17 protein-coding genes are annotated in these 16856 nt (G+C 38.5%); 2 read left to right on the top strand and 15 right to left on the bottom strand.

What is annotated here, in order from left to right:
• Positions 1–59 precede the first annotated feature (59 nt).
• From B3C94_RS05755 to B3C94_RS05715, 9 genes are all read right to left on the bottom strand, one after another.
• Positions 60–434 (bottom strand): NADH-quinone oxidoreductase subunit A, encoded by a 375-nt coding sequence (locus B3C94_RS05755; RefSeq protein ID WP_293900373.1) that lies wholly within the window; start codon positions 432–434, stop codon positions 60–62.
• A gap of 119 nt (positions 435–553) precedes the next feature.
• Positions 554–2353 carry a tetratricopeptide repeat protein gene (locus B3C94_RS05750; RefSeq protein ID WP_293900370.1) on the bottom strand — a complete coding sequence of 600 codons (1800 nt, stop codon included), beginning with the start codon at positions 2351–2353 and terminating at the stop codon, positions 554–556.
• A gap of 25 nt (positions 2354–2378) precedes the next feature.
• Complete coding sequence (locus tag B3C94_RS05745; protein WP_293900367.1) at positions 2379–3305, bottom strand: PstS family phosphate ABC transporter substrate-binding protein; 927 nt, start codon at positions 3303–3305, stop codon at positions 2379–2381.
• 328 nt (positions 3306–3633) lie between these two features.
• Positions 3634–4521 carry an energy transducer TonB gene (locus B3C94_RS05740; protein WP_293900364.1) on the bottom strand — a complete coding sequence of 296 codons (888 nt, stop codon included), beginning with the start codon at positions 4519–4521 and terminating at the stop codon, positions 3634–3636.
• 31 nt (positions 4522–4552) lie between these two features.
• Positions 4553–5110 carry an ExbD/TolR family protein gene (locus B3C94_RS05735; RefSeq protein WP_209578292.1) on the bottom strand — a complete coding sequence of 186 codons (558 nt, stop codon included), beginning with the start codon at positions 5108–5110 and terminating at the stop codon, positions 4553–4555.
• A 24-nt stretch (positions 5111–5134) separates the two neighbouring features.
• Positions 5135–5797: an ExbD/TolR family protein gene (locus B3C94_RS05730; protein WP_293900361.1), complete on the bottom strand. Its 663-nt coding sequence runs from the start codon at positions 5795–5797 to the stop codon at positions 5135–5137.
• A gap of 101 nt (positions 5798–5898) precedes the next feature.
• The gene (locus B3C94_RS05725; RefSeq protein ID WP_293900357.1) at positions 5899–6723 is read right to left on the bottom strand and encodes a MotA/TolQ/ExbB proton channel family protein; all 825 of its coding nucleotides are present in this window, start codon (positions 6721–6723) and stop codon (positions 5899–5901) included.
• A gap of 433 nt (positions 6724–7156) precedes the next feature.
• On the bottom strand, positions 7157–7507 hold the full coding sequence (locus B3C94_RS05720) for a translation initiation factor (RefSeq protein ID WP_293900355.1): 351 nt from the start codon (positions 7505–7507) through the stop codon (positions 7157–7159).
• A 4-nt stretch (positions 7508–7511) separates the two neighbouring features.
• Positions 7512–8390 (bottom strand): diacylglycerol/lipid kinase family protein, encoded by an 879-nt coding sequence (locus B3C94_RS05715; RefSeq protein WP_293900353.1) that lies wholly within the window; start codon positions 8388–8390, stop codon positions 7512–7514.
• 304 nt (positions 8391–8694) lie between these two features.
• On the opposite strand from B3C94_RS05715, the gene metK reads away from it, so the two are divergent.
• Complete coding sequence (metK, locus tag B3C94_RS05710) at positions 8695–9948, top strand: methionine adenosyltransferase (protein WP_293900351.1); 1254 nt, start codon at positions 8695–8697, stop codon at positions 9946–9948.
• 262 nt (positions 9949–10210) lie between these two features.
• Entirely contained in the window at positions 10211–10615 is a 405-nt protein-coding gene (locus tag B3C94_RS05705) for a Dabb family protein (RefSeq protein ID WP_293900348.1), read from the top strand.
• Here the strand turns inward: B3C94_RS05705 and B3C94_RS05700 are convergent.
• Genes B3C94_RS05700 through B3C94_RS05675 form a run of 6 tightly spaced genes read right to left on the bottom strand, consistent with a single transcriptional unit; the run spans position 10608 to position 16847 of the window.
• Positions 10608–11936 (bottom strand): DUF58 domain-containing protein, encoded by a 1329-nt coding sequence (locus tag B3C94_RS05700; protein WP_293900345.1) that lies wholly within the window; start codon positions 11934–11936, stop codon positions 10608–10610. The two genes, B3C94_RS05705 and B3C94_RS05700, sit on opposite strands and share 8 nt — an antisense overlap.
• Positions 11936–12925 (bottom strand): AAA family ATPase, encoded by a 990-nt coding sequence (locus B3C94_RS05695; protein ID WP_293900342.1) that lies wholly within the window; start codon positions 12923–12925, stop codon positions 11936–11938. The genes B3C94_RS05700 and B3C94_RS05695 overlap by 1 nt, the downstream gene beginning before the upstream one ends.
• Positions 12922–14115 carry a DUF4350 domain-containing protein gene (locus B3C94_RS05690; protein ID WP_293900339.1) on the bottom strand — a complete coding sequence of 398 codons (1194 nt, stop codon included), beginning with the start codon at positions 14113–14115 and terminating at the stop codon, positions 12922–12924. Before B3C94_RS05690 ends, B3C94_RS05695 begins: the two co-directional genes overlap by 4 nt.
• Positions 14112–14990 (bottom strand): DUF4129 domain-containing protein, encoded by an 879-nt coding sequence (locus tag B3C94_RS05685; RefSeq protein ID WP_293900336.1) that lies wholly within the window; start codon positions 14988–14990, stop codon positions 14112–14114. Before B3C94_RS05685 ends, B3C94_RS05690 begins: the two co-directional genes overlap by 4 nt.
• A complete protein-coding gene (locus tag B3C94_RS05680) occupies positions 14983–15894 on the bottom strand; it encodes an ABC transporter permease (protein ID WP_293900333.1) in 912 nt (303 codons plus the stop codon). Before B3C94_RS05680 ends, B3C94_RS05685 begins: the two co-directional genes overlap by 8 nt.
• Positions 15885–16847 (bottom strand): stage II sporulation protein M, encoded by a 963-nt coding sequence (locus B3C94_RS05675; protein WP_293900330.1) that lies wholly within the window; start codon positions 16845–16847, stop codon positions 15885–15887. Before B3C94_RS05675 ends, B3C94_RS05680 begins: the two co-directional genes overlap by 10 nt.
• Positions 16848–16856 lie beyond the last annotated feature (9 nt).

The following is a 16856-nucleotide window of genomic DNA, read 5'->3' as shown; positions in this document are numbered from 1 at the left end:
GTCGATTTATAAAGGTTTAAGTATCCTTGATCCAAAGGATCAACTACTAGTGGAACGGTTTAGTCCCAATTCAATGCTTTCTTCTTAATAACATAGATAAAGCCCAACAGGAGCAGTCCCATGAAAATAAACATCTCGATCAAGCCTTGCAGCCCCATTTCCCGAAAGTTGACAGCCCATGGATACATGAATATGACCTCAACATCAAATATGACAAATAGGATAGCGACCAAGAAATATTTTATTGAAAATGGCTGCCTGGCATTTCCGACAACTTCAATCCCTGATTCAAAAGCTCCAAGCTTGTTTTCTGTACGGACTTTTGGTCCGATAAGATGTGTAATAATTATGGTACCTACCCCAAATCCCACAGCAACTAAAAGCTGTATTAATATAGGCAAGTAGTCTATCGGCATACTATTGGCTTGCTCCATCTCAATTAAAATTTATATTGGTAACTATCTTTAAATATAGAGATTCCAAGGTTAAAAACAAAACAAAAAAGGCGTAGATATTACTATCTACGCCTAATTTAGAATGATTTTACTTAAGCTTATTTCAAGCCTTCTAAGTAACCTTTAACAGCTTCATTTGCCGGATCTATAGCTAATACTTTTTGGAAGCTTTCCTTTGCTTTAGGAAGATCTTGCTTCACGTAATAGTAAAGACCGATATATGTATTTGCATCGATCAAATAGTTTTTATTCTTCTCTTGTGCGCCACGTTGATTGATTGTTTCGATCAATTTTTGGAAGGATGCAACGAAATCACCTTTCGGTTGTTCCAAATTGTCTGCGGTTAAAGCAGCAAAAGCTTTGTAATAAAGTGCATTGATTAAATATTTATCCTGCGCTTCTTTATTATCTGTTGTTTCAATAACAGATAAGAAAGTTTGTGCTTTTTGCAAATCAGCAATTGCTTTATCTCTTAGTTCTTGGTTAACTACGACCTGTTCTTCATTCTTACTAGCAGCATCTTCTTTAGCACCGATTTGATAATAGGCTTCTCCAGCATAGTAGTTTGCATCAAACAAATATGTTTTGTTGTCTGTGTAAGAAGCTACCAATTCAAATAAAGAGGCTGCTGTCTGTAATTCTTGCTCTTGGTACTTCGCAAATGCCAACTCAGCTGTTTCTCCTAACAATTCTTTGTCCAAATCTATCGCTTTCTTAATATCCGCAATACCCTTTTGAATATTCGCTGTATTTTCAGCTGTCAATACAGGAGCTGCAGTAGCTGTGCTGTCTGCACCTGTCGCTGCTGGTTTTGGACTATTTGCCGCAATTTCAGACATTCCTAGGTACATATAATCCAATGGAATTACACGGTCCTTCTCCATTTTGCTGAACATTTGATTCAAGTATTCAAGCGCTTTTGGATAATCCTTTGCTTTTTGAAATGCGATATAACCCAAATAACGATAGATTTTTGGATCTACAGAAGGGTTTTGAGCTAATTCTTCAGAAACCACTTTCAAATCATCATATTGACGCGCATATACCAAGAAATCGGCGTAACGGATTTTTGCCTCCAAGGAATTATCACCTGCTACCTCAAGATATTTTTTATATTGCTCAACGCCTTTTTTATTCAATTCCACATATTTCTCATCAGAAGTACCTGGAAGTCTTGACCATTGGTTGTATGTTTCGGCCAACTCACGGTAAGTAGGTGCATACGTTGGCGTCTCTGTAGCAATAGCTTCTAATTGTGTGATAGCTTCATCAAACGCTTGTGCACCACGTACAATCACTGCCTGTCCAACTTTTGCTTGTACAGAATTTGGATCGATATCCGTCGCATCACCATAGCTGGTATATGCCAATGACCCCTCTTTTAAGCCACGATAAGCATCACCTAACGCGATAGGAATAGCTACATCTTTTTTATTTTTCTCTTTCGCCTGAGTCAGGTATTCCAATGCTTTTGCATAATCAGGCTCAGGTGCATTAATATATGCACGACCGATTTCCAATAATGGCTCGTAATCTTTTTTACCTAATTTTGCTGTTGCCAAAGCGAATTTAGATTCAGCACTTGCTTTATCCTTTTTCATTAAGTCAACATAACCCAAACCTACGTTATTGATGGTAGCTTTTGGATCAGCAGCCAAACCTTGGTTGAAAATCGTAGCGGCAGAATCCGCTCTGTCGTTTACCAAATAAATTTGACCCAAATAGAAATAATTATCTCCATTCTTAGGTTGCTTAGTCACTAACTGTTGAAGGATAGTTTTCGCTTTACCATAATTTTCAGCCTCGATGGCTGCTCTAGCATCTTTCAAACTTTGAGCACTTACTGTACCCACAGATCCGGCCAATAAAAGACTAAATAATAATTTACTGTTTGTCATAATCTATTTTTGTACTATTTATTATCTATTTAATATAACTTTCATCTCTAATAATGATTTCACGTCCGGGCATTGTAGCAGGAACCAATCCAGCCTTTAATACAATACGTTGCCCACGATCTCCAGTCAAAAACGCACTAAAGCCCAAACCTAAGCCCATATTCGGCTGATAGTTCATAATGTAGACGGGTCTTACAAAAGGATATAAGCCGTCAGCGATAGTCGATTGGGATGGTCTGTAAAAACTTGCCTTTTCACCCTCCTTACCAGCACTTTCGATGCTCAATGTACGAATTTTCTCCAATAAATTCGAATTTTTTTCGATAGCCTTTAAATACCAATTGTAACCGATAACTCCCACAGTATTCTCATTCTCACTGACATATTTCATAACATCTTCACTGTCCTTCATTGCGGAAACAGCCTTCGGATCAATTTTGTTCAATTTGAAATAGTCTCTCAAATAGCGTAGTGTGCTTGAATTTGCATTGTCAAAAATCAAACGCTGTCCGGCTAAGTTACCTTCCAACAAAGACTTAACGTCTTTTTGTGGCATTATAGTATCTGCACTGTTACGATTATTGATTAACACAACAGCATCCGAAGCCATTTGAAATATCTTCGGCTGAATACCCCGTTTTTTAAAGTAGCCATCTTCCTCGCTTGTCAACTTTCTAGTCAAAACAACCACATAAGCCGAATCAGAAAGCAATGCGTTTACGGCTCTAATCTCGGGTCTCGCTATCAGTTCCAAACTCGAATTTGGATAAGAACTTTCAAAAACATCGGCAGACTCCTGGATAATGGGCAATAAAGTTTGATCCACAATAACCGGAAGTTTACCCGTCAGAATGTCTTCGCCTTCTTTTGCGCTCTTCGTTTTATTTTTGCAGGAAACAAATACTCCCATGCAGATACCCAGCATCACAAGAACCATTTTATATTTTCTCATACGATACATCATAAAATAAGACAATTTAAATAAAGAATAGTTTAACTTTTGAAGAGAGAGTTTGAACGTAGTTAAAGGAAGAGGCGATTAATTGAAATTATTTTGCCAAAGCCGTACAAACCGCATAAAAGAATACAGAATCAATACGACACCAAAAATTGTTTTGTAAGTTGGATTAATTTCAATGGGAAAATTATCCCAAAAAATAATCAATAGGCCCAAAACAAAATAAAAGCCAAACATAAAAAGTCCTAAAATAGACAGAAACCGCTTCAGAGGCGATTTCTGTCTATAATTTGAACTATTATTCGAATTAAAATTTGTCATTCTAATTTTGAAGGTTCAATCGAATTGGTAAAGTGTAGGCTACACGAACTGGACGACCGTTTTGAATACCTGGTTTCCATTTCTTCGCTTTCTTAAGCAACCTTACAGCTGCATCACCGGTACCATATTTCAAATCACGTTTGATATTGATGTCTGTTAAGCTACCATCTTTTTCTACAACGAAGGAAACTTCAACAACACCATTTACACCGTTTTCTGTTGCGGCAGCTGGATACTCATAGTTTGAAGCAATCCAAGACATAAAAGCAGGCATACCACCAATCGGAGTTGGCTGAACCTCGATGGCATTAAATGGAAGAATTTCATCTCCATTACCATTTGGATCTCCTTTTTTGGCTCCAGTGATCGCACCATCTTGTTTCTTCGAACCAAATTCTCCACGTGCAACAGAAGTACCTGTCGGACTACCTTTCAGGGTAATACGCGCTGGAGTTTTATTTGGATCTTTCAACTCTTCCTGAGAAGCAACTTCTTCCACAACCTTGTTTGCAGGCGCTACTTTAGGTTCCGGAAAACGAACCAAATCCTCTTTTGGTACATCCATGGCCACTTGTTGAGGTTTTTCTTCCGGTTCTTGCGGAAGAGGCTCCTCTTCTGGTGGTTCTGGTGGTTTGATTTCTTCAAGGTCTTCCAAAGTAACCTCAGTTACCGCTGGAGGTGCTTCAACAGGCTTTTTCGGAAAAATTTTATCTCCGAAAAGACGAAGAAGACTTGCAAGCACTACAAAGCCGATAACGACAAGTAGCCCTCTATTAGTCGCTTTAGGCGCAAGCTTACGAAGCTCGTAAGCTCCATACTCCTTATTGCGGCCTTGAAAAACGACGTCAAGCCATTCTTTCTTAAAAATATCTAATTTTGACCCTATCATTTTATTTTAGTTTTTTGTGTCAATCTAATAACTAATCATTATAGATATTGTCACGTTTTAACACTTCGACTTCCTCTGGTGTAATCTTTCCGATCATATAGCGTTTCACGTCTACAATTTTCATCTCATCAAGAATATCGACCAGATTACGTTGTGTACATTTTTCACTAGGACGTATGATTACAATCATGTCTTTACCGCCTGAAACGCGAGGTACATAAGCCTTTTTTTCCATCAAGACCTTACGAATCCCATCTGCGCCATAACCAGCAACAGTAGGACCTTCGATCGGATTAGCTACTTGACCATATACCCAAGAGACTTTATTGTCAGAACCCAATAAAATTGTCAAGGAACGATTATCTGCCGTAAGCAACTCATCTTTTTGTTCTTCTTTAATTTTATTTTTGTCTGGCATAGCCACATCCATTGCCTGCGGTTTATTTAAGGACGTGGTCAACATGAAGAAGGTAATCAACAAGAAGGCCAAATCCACCATGGCTGTAAGATCGACCTTACCACCATTTTTCTTGGATCTTACTTTCCCGCCTTTGCCTTTTTTACCACTATCCTGATTTAATTCTGCCATTGTTTGTTCTTATTAAATCGTCAATTATTTCTCCTCAGCACGCATGCCTGTTATGAAACTAAATTTGTTTTGCTTTTGATTACGCAATGTCTCAATAACTAAATTAACCGAAGGATATTTTTCATTCGCATCTGCTTTGATAGCCATTTTTAAAGGTCCAGGATGCACGAAATTTTTATCCGCCGCCTCTTTTTCCTTGTTTACTTCCTCAGCTGCAAGACGGGTATTTTGAACCCAATAATACAACTCATTTGAAGTATTTTCTGTACTATCAATTGGGATACCAGTTTGCACACCTTTTTCTGTACGCTTACTTCCTTCCAAGGCCAACAATGCTTTTAACTTAGACATTGGTACACCGAAGTTCTCCATCAATTTGAAATGATCATAATCTTCTTGTGAAAAGCCAACGCCATATTTTGCTGACATTCTTTCTAATGCTTTTACACGAACCTGTTGATCAGTCGTACCGAAGAAAACTTTACCTTGATCGCCTATTGTGATCATACCTACATTTGAATCAGGTAACTTATCTTTCGTAGTCGATGCTGGGGTATCTACTTGCAAAGCCTCTGGTTGGCGCGCAGTCGCCGTTAAGACGAAGAACGTAAGCAGTAAGAACGATACGTCACACATCGCTGTCATGTCGATCGACGTACTGGCTCTTTTTACTTTTGCTTTACCCATTTTAAATTCTTCCTTTTAAATTAAAAACTCAATCTTCTATCCTATGATGCTTTTGATTTTTGATTTCCATAAAATAAAATCAAAAATTTTCATCATAGTTCTTATTTGTGGTTTGCAGCGTATGTTTGTACGATTGAGAAACCAGCTTCGTCGATAGAGTAAGTTAATTTATCGATTTTTGCAGTAAAGATGTTATACAATACAATAGCGAAAGTTGAAGTCGCGATACCAGTTGCTGTATTGATCAAGGCCTCAGAGATACCGTTTGCCAATTTAGCTGAATCCGGAGCACCACCTGTTGCTAATGCCGAGAACGCTTTGATCATACCTGTTACTGTACCTAATAGACCACATAATGTACCGATAGAAACTAATGTAGCGATAACGTTTAAGTTTTTCTCTAACATTGGCATTTCTAATGCTGTAGTTTCTTCAATTTCTTTTTGAATTGCAATAGTAGCTTTTTCAGTGTTTACTTCAGGATCTGCAGATACTGATTTGTATTTCAATAAACCAGCTTTTACTACGTTTGCTACTGAACCTTTTTGTTTGTCACACTCAGCGATAGCTGAATCGATGTTTCCACCATTAATCAACGTTTGGATTTTACGAACAAAGTTTCCAACGTTTCCAGTTCCAGATGCTTTGTTGATAACGATTAGACGTTCTACTGAGAAAACCCATACCATTAAGAATAAACCAAGCAAAACAGGTACGATAGCCCCAGCATGGTAAACCATTCCTAAGTAGTTACCTGGATTTGGAGCATTTTCAGGATTGTTGTCAACGAAGTTAGTTGGATTACCCATCACAAATTTCCATACACAGAAACCCACGATGAAACAGATGATGATTGCAGCTTGAGCAAAGAAAGATCCTCCGTTGTTGCTCTCTTGTTTTGCAGCAGTTTTAGGTGCGTTTGCCATTTTTCTAATTTTTAGTTTTTTACTGTTGTTTAAATATATAATGTTGTTTAAATTATATGCACTCTTATTCGCCTTTGAAATCAATTTTGCAAAGCAAATTTAATATTTAATGTCAAATTTAAAATATTCATCTTAAATATATAAAAAAAATCAAATTTGTTTTTTCAAACTGAACACACCATTAATCAGTGTTATTTTTCTCAGCAGTTCCCGTTATATAATCATTATTGCTCTATGCTAAATCGCTTATTCGCAATAATTATTTTACAATGAAAGCCATTTTTTTTTTGATATGCAAGAAAATCAAGGATTTTAAACCACAAAAAGTAAGTGATTACTCATGTTTCGAAACAATTCAACAAGCTCCACTCAAAGCATACTTGCCTAATAAACAATTCATTAGATTTACCACTATTATCCTTGATATACTTGTTTAACCACCAACTAATTTTACGCGATACCCCTCTTTTAGTAACAAATCATAGATCTTCTGTTTAAAGTCTCCCTGAATAATGACCTCCCCATCCTTCACTGTTCCACCAACTCCACACTTCTGTTTCAACAATTTACCTAAGTGCTCTAGATCTTCCACTTTTCCAACAAAACCTGTAACCAAGGTAACAACTTTCCCTTTCCGCATTTTCCGATCAAGCTGTACTTTTAAATTTTGTTGATTGATAGGTAAAGTATCCTCTTCCTGAAAAAAATCAGCAAGCTGATAATTGAAGCTGTCATCTGTTGAATATACAACGCCTTCGTACGATTGTTTTTTATTTTTACTCATGATCTTAACAAATTATCTTTAACGCCCTCGGCATAATGGAAATATCTAATTTATCCCCAAGTTCAATCGGTTCTCCGTCCACATGAACAGGTGAAATCTTATCGACCTCAATCTGTATATTTTTTCCAGGGATAATCTCGACATAACTGGATTGATCTGCCGATTTATTAAAAAGATGAAAAATCATCTTTGGCAGAATATAAAGTGGAAATTTGTGCACAATACAAACATCTAAGATACCATCATTAACCGAAGCCTGTGGCGCGATATAGGCATTATTTCCATATTGAGGTGAGTTTGCTACACTGATCATAAAGGCTTGTCTTTCGTATACCTTTCCATCAATCGTCAATTTGTAATGTGCAGGCTGGTATTTACTGAGTACATTAAAAACTGACTTCATATAGCCCAAAGGCCCCCGAATATTTTCATTGGCAAAATTTTCACTCACGGATGCATCAAAACCTAAACCCGCAATATTAAAAAACCTTCTATCATTAATTACGCCACAATCCACCTCAATTGATTCAAAACGATTTATCCGGCGGATAGCCGCAGCTTCATTCATCGGCACGCCCAAGTAGAGCGCCAAACCGTTGCCGGAGCCCTCAGGAATAATTCCCAATGGAATCTCAGATCCAACCAAAGCAGAGCCCAATTCATTAATCGTCCCATCACCACCGACAGCGATGACCGCATCGTAGCCTTCTTCGATGGCTTTCAAACCAATTTCATACGCATGGTTCGGTCTTGCCGTCTGTTGAAAAGTAGGATCAAACTTCTGTAGATCAAGCACATCTAATACCTGTTTTTTAAAGGAAGTTTTATTTTTTCCTCCTGAAATAGGATTAATAACAAACAATATTTGTTTACGTTCTGACATATCCAAAGATAGCGGAAATTACCAATTTCTTAAAATAATGTAATCTTTATACCTATCGGCTCGTTTTCAAATGCTTTTAAAAGTTAAAATATAAATTTGATTTTAAATACTCCCTAAAGTATTGTAGCTTTGTCGCACAAAAAATAGAATGTGGACTGATTTGCGTGCTGTTGCATTACAAGGCAACGACAAGGAGATTGCAACCACAGTAAAAAAGTGCTAAAAACCCTTCGCTGTCACGGCTCTTATCACTTTGCTGTTATTTCATTCTAGCGCAAATCCAATATTAAAAATTACGTAAAGCATGGCTTATTTATTTACGTCAGAATCTGTTTCTGAAGGTCATCCAGACAAAATTGCGGATCAAATTTCAGATGCATTAATAGACAATTTTTTAGCATGGGACGAGGATTCACGCGTCGCTATTGAAACGCTAGTAACGACTGGGCAGGTTGTGCTTGCCGGGGAAGTTAAATCAAACATATACCTCGATGTTCAGAAAATAGCCCGTTCGGTTATCCAAAAGATCGGCTACACCAAATCTGAATACATGTTTGAAGCAAACTCTTGTGGTGTACTGTCAGCGATTCACGAGCAATCTGCTGATATTAATCAAGGGGTAGACCGCAAGACACGACAAGAACAAGGAGCGGGCGACCAGGGTATCATGTTTGGGTATGCTAACAACGAAACCGAAAATTTTATGCCTTTGGCATTAGACTTATCACATCGTCTGCTTTATGAATTGGCAGAATTGCGTCGCGAAAATAACGAAATCAAATATTTGCGCCCCGACGCAAAATCTCAAGTTACACTTGAATATAGCGACGATCACAAACCAAAAAGGATTGACGCTATCGTCATCTCGACACAACATGACGACTTCGATACCGAACAAGCCATGTTGGATAAAATTACACACGATATTAAAACAATCTTAATTCCACGTGTTAAAGCACAATTGAAACCAGAACTTCAGTTGTTATTTAACGATGAAATTAAGTTTCATATCAACCCAACCGGTAAATTTGTTATCGGTGGACCTCACGGAGATACAGGACTTACAGGCCGTAAGATCATTGTGGATACCTACGGAGGAAGAGGTGCACATGGTGGTGGTGCTTTCTCGGGAAAAGATCCCTCTAAGGTGGACCGCTCTGCGGCATACGCAACGCGTCATATTGCCAAAAATTTAGTGGCAGCAGGTGTTGCAGATGAAATTCTCGTACAGATCTCCTATGCAATTGGTGTAAAAGACCCAATGGGTATCTATGTAAATACCTACGGAACAAGCAAAGTAAATTTGACCGATGGACAGATTGCTGAAAAAATCGCACATTTATTTGACATGACCCCATACGGAATTGAAACGCGTCTAGGACTTAGAAATCCAATTTATTCAGAAACTGCTGCCTATGGCCACATGGGAAGAACACCAAGGACAGTAACCAAGGAGTTTGAAAGCTCTACCGGTGAGAAAAAGCAAGTCGAGGTCGAGCTTTTCACTTGGGAAAAACTGGATTATATCGAGAAGGTGAAAGAGGAGTTTGGCTTATAAAGCTCTTATTTCCATCAAAATATAAAGGGACTATCCAAAAGTGGATGGTCCCTTTTTTACAAGCTCTATACGCATCCCTTTACGCTACCTGATCAGAAATTCTATTCTTAAACCGTTTGAGCAAACTCTTTTGTCCCCATCTTTTGTTTGCTGAAAATGCCCATTCTCCATTGACCAGAAAAGCTCTCCTCTTATTTTCCTTGCTATTGTTGTTGTGAAATCGCGAAGGTTTTGTATCTTAATGTTCTAAACCGTTTCAATCATGAAAAGACGCAATTTTCTTCTAGCACCTATGGTGCTCATCACTGCCCCAACATGGGCAAATACAGTTCAGTCGGATGAGGAAATCCAACCCAGCACTATTGTGCACGTTGTTAATTTCTGGCTAAAAAATGATCTCAGTGAAAAAGACAAAAAGAATTTCATTGGGTTCTTTGAAGAACTACGAAAAATTGAAGTAATCAAAACATTGAACTATGGGATTCCAGCAAAAACAAATCCGCGCCCAGTCGTCGATAACAGCTTTGACTACACATTGATCGTCACTTTCAAGGACCTTAAAGATATAACCACCTACGAGACACATCCAATTCATTTGAAGGCTATCGAAAAATATCAGCATCTCTGGACGAAAGTAACGGTCAAAGATACCTCCATCATTAAATAAGGCCTCGTGCCTTAATTTCCAGATATTTATTGATGGAGTTGATGGTAAGATTTTCAGGCGCGGTATAAATTGTCTGAAACCCGTTACGAATCAGTTCTTGTACAATAAGCTGTTTCTCATAGATAAACTTTTCAGCAATAACCTGGTTGTAAATGTCGATTGTCTTTTTCGGCGTACTCTTTGCCAGATCCTCTATTTCAACATTTTTAAAGACAACAACGACAATTATATGGCTCTTATTCAACATCGCCAGATAATTTATCTGACGTCTTAAGGAATCTAAAGTTTCAAAATTTGTATAGACAAAAATAAGCGAACGCTTGTTGATATGTGCATTGGCATAACTATATAACCTTCCAAATTCAGACTCCTCAAATTTGGTCGACACCTGATAAAGTGCTTCCGAAATCTTGTGCATTTGGTTATTCCTTTTTTCCGCTGCTATAAATGCATTGATATCCTTTGAAAAGGTCAATAATCCCGCCCGATCCTGCTTCAAGATGGTCGCATTGGAAAGAACAAGTGCAGCATTAATGGAATAATCCAATAAGGTAAGACCGTTGAATGGCATCCGCATTGCCCTCCCTAAATCAATAAAAGAATAGATCGGCTGAGATTTCTCCTCCTCATACTGATTGACCATCAGTTTTTTTACTTTCGCAGATGCCTTCCAGTTCATATGCCTATAATCATCGCCCTGAACATACTCCCGTACATGATCAAATTCCATGGCTGAACCAATACGTCGAATACGCTTTATCCCTAGCTCATTTAATCGATTGCTCGTTGCCAGAAGCTGATATTTTCTCAGCTGAATATAGGATGGATAACAGGGTATCTCCTGTTCCTGATTGGTAATAAACCTTCTTTTGAAAAACCCATAACGCTTAACCAAAGCCATACAACGACCAAACTGATAGATCCCTCTCTGCGTCGGCCGCAAGGAAAAAGAGATTTCCGAATGCTGAAAGGCACGTAAGCGGGAATCAAAATCCTTATCCCGAATTTGGAGCTGCATTGGAAACTCCTCCAAAATATCCACTTTCGTTGCAAATGGGTAAAAAGAGCTAACAATTAGCTTCATTGGATTTTCATCGCCATTCGACAATTTCTCTGGATATACACGCGTAATTTCAATTCTGCCCTTTCCAGAAAACAAGACTATAAAATCAAAAGCCAACACAGCGAGCCAGATCCAAAAAACAATCCAAGCCACAATCAACAAGCTCTTAATAAAAAAAGAAAATGTAAAAAGTGTCGCTATACCCAATAGCGAATAGAAGAACTGATTCGTTAGAAAGAGCTGCCTTAGTTTCTTCATTATCTTGGAATTTCTACAGAATTAATGATTTGATCAATAACGTAAGCAGTTGTAAAGCCTTCCATTTCTCTTTCCGGAGTCAACATAACACGATGACCAAGCACTGCTGCTGCCACTCTCCGGATATCTTCAGGAGTAACAAAGTCTCTTCCGCTCACCGCTGCAGAAGCCTTTGCCGATTCCAACAAAGCAATAGAAGCTCTCGGCGATGCTCCCAATGTCAAACTCGGATTTGTTCGTGTCTTTATGATAACTTGAGCAATGTAAGTCAGCAGCTCCTCATGGACAAAAATGGATTTGATTAATTTCTGAAATTCTAAGATTTCTGACGCCGACACAACCGCCTGAACCTGATCCTCTTTATTCAGCGCTTTTTGGGCATGATGTTCCTTTAGGATCTCCAACTCCTGTTCAAGCTCAGGATAGTCCACATTGATCTTAAACAAGAAGCGATCGAGCTGTGCTTCTGGCAACCGATAAGTCCCTTCATGTTCAATAGGATTTTGTGTAGCAAAAACAACAAAGGGAGCAGGCAATCTGTAGGTTGTTCCATCTACCGAAACTTGTTGCTCTGCCATGCTTTCAAACAGTGCAGCCTGCGTCTTTGCTGGGGCACGATTGATCTCATCAATTAAAACAATATTTGCAAAAATAGGTCCCTTGCGAAATTCAAATTCGTTGCTTTTCAGATCGAGTATCGACGATCCTGTCACGTCCGAAGGCATTAAATCCGGTGTAAACTGGATCCGCTTGAATTCGCTATGGATCGTTTTGGCAATCAATTTGGCCGATAATGTTTTTGCTACTCCGGGAAGCCCTTCGATCAAAGAATGCCCTGAGGCCAAGATGGAGATCAAGAGCATGTCAATCAACTGATCCTGTCCAACGATTACCTTTTTGACCTCCGACTTTACCTGAGTCATTTTATCGAATAAAACCGAGACATCTATTCGGTTTTCAAAAGATATATATTTATCGAAGTCACTCATATCATTTTTGCTTTATGTTTAAACTCTTCTATTGTATCATTAATCAATTTTAGATCTGCCAAGTCATGTTGTTTAGCGTCTTGCATACGAGCAATCAGCTTAATTAAAGACTGAGTCTCCATAAGGGAAACTCCAGACCGTTCAGCCAGTTCTTCACTGAATTCATCTTCCCGCAGCTTCAGCGTATCCAAATGAAATCGGATCCGAAGATCATGGAGGAAGTAATCTATTTTTTTTGCAACCATATTCCCGGGTGCACCATTTTCATAATATAAGGTAGCGATGGTTTCACAAAACTCCTTGGAGAGATTGGGTTCTGGCGTCACGACTGCCACTGCCCGCTGTTCACGCTTACTTCGAAATACGAGCAAAAGAATCAGTCCGCCTAACAGCACATACCAGGCTTGCCGAAGACCATCATTGGTTAGAAATACCCGCAGAGGTGTCCTATATTGGTCCATATTCGCCTTAAAATCATACCACGCGAGGGGCTTATCATTTAGGTGGGATAAAGATTTAGCAGCATAAGCATATTGCGAAGCGGAATTCAATAAATAATAATTTCCAAATAAATCAGGAGTCAGGTGCAGATAGAACATTCCTTTACCGAATTGAACCGCCACGAAGTTAGGCAGCGCAAATTCTTTATAAGTAATCGCGCCCAGAATAGTCGCATTTTTAGGAAGTTTATAGAATACTCCACCAAGATCTGATTTACTGTAATGAATTTTATTGTTATCGTTCATCAACCGCACGCGCAGCTGACTTTTTATATCTACGCCTTTTTTATAACCATAGAAATTATCTGTTTCAACACCCAGAGAATCCAACAGATAATGGTCGATATCCTCGGCTACTATCATTGCTTTCCCGCCTCGATGTACATAATCCAGCAATTTGTCTTCTGCCGCTTCGCCCATTGAAAAATAGGGTGTATAAAAAAATAAGTTAGCGTCTGTTTTCTTTGCGCTGTCGAGATATTCATATAATGGTCGCTCAATGGTTGTATTCTTCTGATCAATGATATGCTTCAGTTCTTGACGCAGCACATAAGCTCCAAAGGGGTTTTTATCCTTTGCATCAAAGGTCCGATTCCAGATAATAGGTTTCTTACTCGTAGCATCGATAAGACCAATTAGCACTAACACAACACCCAATAATATCAATCCAAATTTTACCGATCCCTTCATTTAATTTGATTTTGATATTGGTGAAACAATTCCTGATATTGATTAAAGTTAACCTCCGTTAATTCAAATTGACCAAACCAGACATAATCAAATATTTTTGTACATTCCAAAAATCCACGGCGGAGTTCCTCGTTTTGAATCTCTTGTGCAAATTCAGCATTTGTTTTGCTCTGCTTCCATTTTATATGATCTGTTTGCGCCAATTTCTGAATATTCAACAACTGTAGATAGCGTATTCCCAAAGCATAATTCTTTTGTGCAACAGCCTCCCGAATATAAGGGTCAAGGTTGCTGTTCATCAAATTTCGCTCTACATACGCTAAAACGTCCAGGTCATTCTCCTCTTCATGATGCTTAATAAAATACTGCTTTCTATTGTAAAGTATTTTATAGAGAATAAATGCCAACGCTATGACAGCCAAAAATGCAAATACATACCCAAACTCTTCCCGAAATTTATAAGTATTATCTGGCATGATACTTCCAATCCAATCGGCGAGCCGTGCAAGAATTCGCTGCAATACCCCTACCCGATCTTTAATATTTTCGGAATAGACAAAATCGTCGGTCTCGTAACGTTTGATAATATCCTGATAGGGATCCATTTTAAAAGAACGCTCTTCGGTATACTTTGGAATCGAGTCAAATAATGTGGGGTCCCACAGATCAATTTCGTCCTTTTCTTGCTGTCCAATAGGCGACTTTACTGTAATTGAGTCAATACGGACAGAATCTGCTGCGACCAAGGAGGAGTCTATCCGCACATTGAGCGAATCGATCTTATCGCTGTTAGAATCCGTATTCCTTGGTTTGGGATCACAGGCATTAAAAACCGATAAACAAACAATGCAGAAAAAAGATAAGAGTTTATTCACCTTTTCCTCCAATCTTTTCGATCATACTATAAATACGTTCTCCAAATTTAAGATCCTTGGCTGTCTCATAAATAATACCGTTGGCCAGAACGCCAGACATATACAGAAATAGGGTAAATAAGGTAATAAATAAGCCACCCAGAGTCATCAGCAATTTCCCCCAGGATGAGTCAAAAAACGCGGCATCTATACCCAAGAAATTGAATGACAGAAGCCCCATGATAATCAGCGGCACGATAGAAATCATCATGACAGCCATTTGGAAGATAAAATTCACAATGTAGGTAGCGATACCGTATTGAATCAATTTTTTGCTCAGCATGACATACGCATCTGTAAAACAGCTCCCCAAATCCGAATAACCTTCCCGGTAAAATAGAAAAGAGCAAAACAACCAAATGCCGACCATTGAGCCTAATATGCCGATGGCAAAACTTCCAACGAAGGGGATAAAAGCACAGATCGCAGCAACGATTGCCAGTGGAATAAAGACAACGATTAAAGCTAATATCATCGCGATCAAAAACATAAAGTATTTACCGAGGTTCGATCTGAAATTCCTGAAGACTTCCGTTCCCGAAAATGCCGTGCTTTTACGTTCTTTTAATAGCATAAAATACTCGATAGAAATGCCATAAACGTACAAACCCAGGGCAATCAATGCCAAAATGAGTAATCCCGCCCAGGTAAAAGCATCTATATCCTCAAAAGAATCACTGTTGGCAGAAAAAGTGATTTTTGTAGAAAGAAAATAGTAAACTAAAGCAATTCCCGCCAATGGTACTGCAGATAAACCAAAAATAGTAGAAACAAAATGCTTATAGATCAATTTAAAAAGATCTATGAAACTTTGGATAAAGTCCCCCACCTTCCGTTCTTTTTGAAATTCAAAGTCTATTTCCATTGAAATCTTTTTGCTAGTCGATAAGGATTAATAACATAAAAGTAAAGGATAGCCAATAAGGATAAAACGATTATCAACAGGCATAACCAAATTGACACATTATAATACCTTGTTACAAAACCTTCCAGTGTACCGGCAATAATAAAAAAAGGGATTGTACTGACTAGAACTTTCATCGCAATCTTTGCTGTACGGACAAAAGAAGTCAGACGTGTAAATGATTTTGGGAACAAAATACTATTACCGATCGCCAATCCACATGCCCCTGCCACAATGATTACAGAGATCTCAATAGTACCATGAATCCAAATAGCAGACATGGCCTTCCCCATGACGCCGTACTGAAAGAACATCTGATGAAAGGCACCGAGCATAATGCCATTGCTAAAAAGAACGTAACCTGTTCCCACGCTGAAAAATAAACCAGCAGCAAAAGCCATAAAAGCGACACGAACATTATTAATCGTAATCCAGATCGCCGATCCAAAATTGCTCCCCTTGCCATATACCGCAGCAGGGTCTCCTGCTTTTATACTTTCTATAGTCGAATCTACATAATAATCGCCCAAAATAAGACGAATAAAGTCGACATCATACACAGACGACAAAAAACCAATCACAGAAGCCAACGTAAAAATTAAGAAGGAATACAACAAAGGGCGGCGAATAGACCAGATCGCCTGCGGTATCTCTTCATTGATAAACGATTTGAACTTATTGTTCGAAGCTTTCCGATCCTTATAAATTTTTTGATGTGCGGTCACCGCCAATTCGTTCAGATAAGCTTTTACCTTACTTTCAGGGTAAAAAGTCTGCGCATAAGCCAGATCATTTGTGAGCTCAATGTAATTTGAGGCCAGTTCATCTGGATCAACCTGCATATTAATTGACAAATTATTTTCAATTAACGTCCATTTTTCTTTATTTCGTTCTACAAAGGATGCTTCTCTCATTAATTTTTT

Source organism: Sphingobacterium sp. UBA5670 (genome assembly GCF_002420705.1).
Taxonomy (GTDB): Bacteria; Bacteroidota; Bacteroidia; order Sphingobacteriales; family Sphingobacteriaceae; genus Sphingobacterium.
This window is presented reverse-complemented; position numbering and strand designations above follow the sequence as displayed.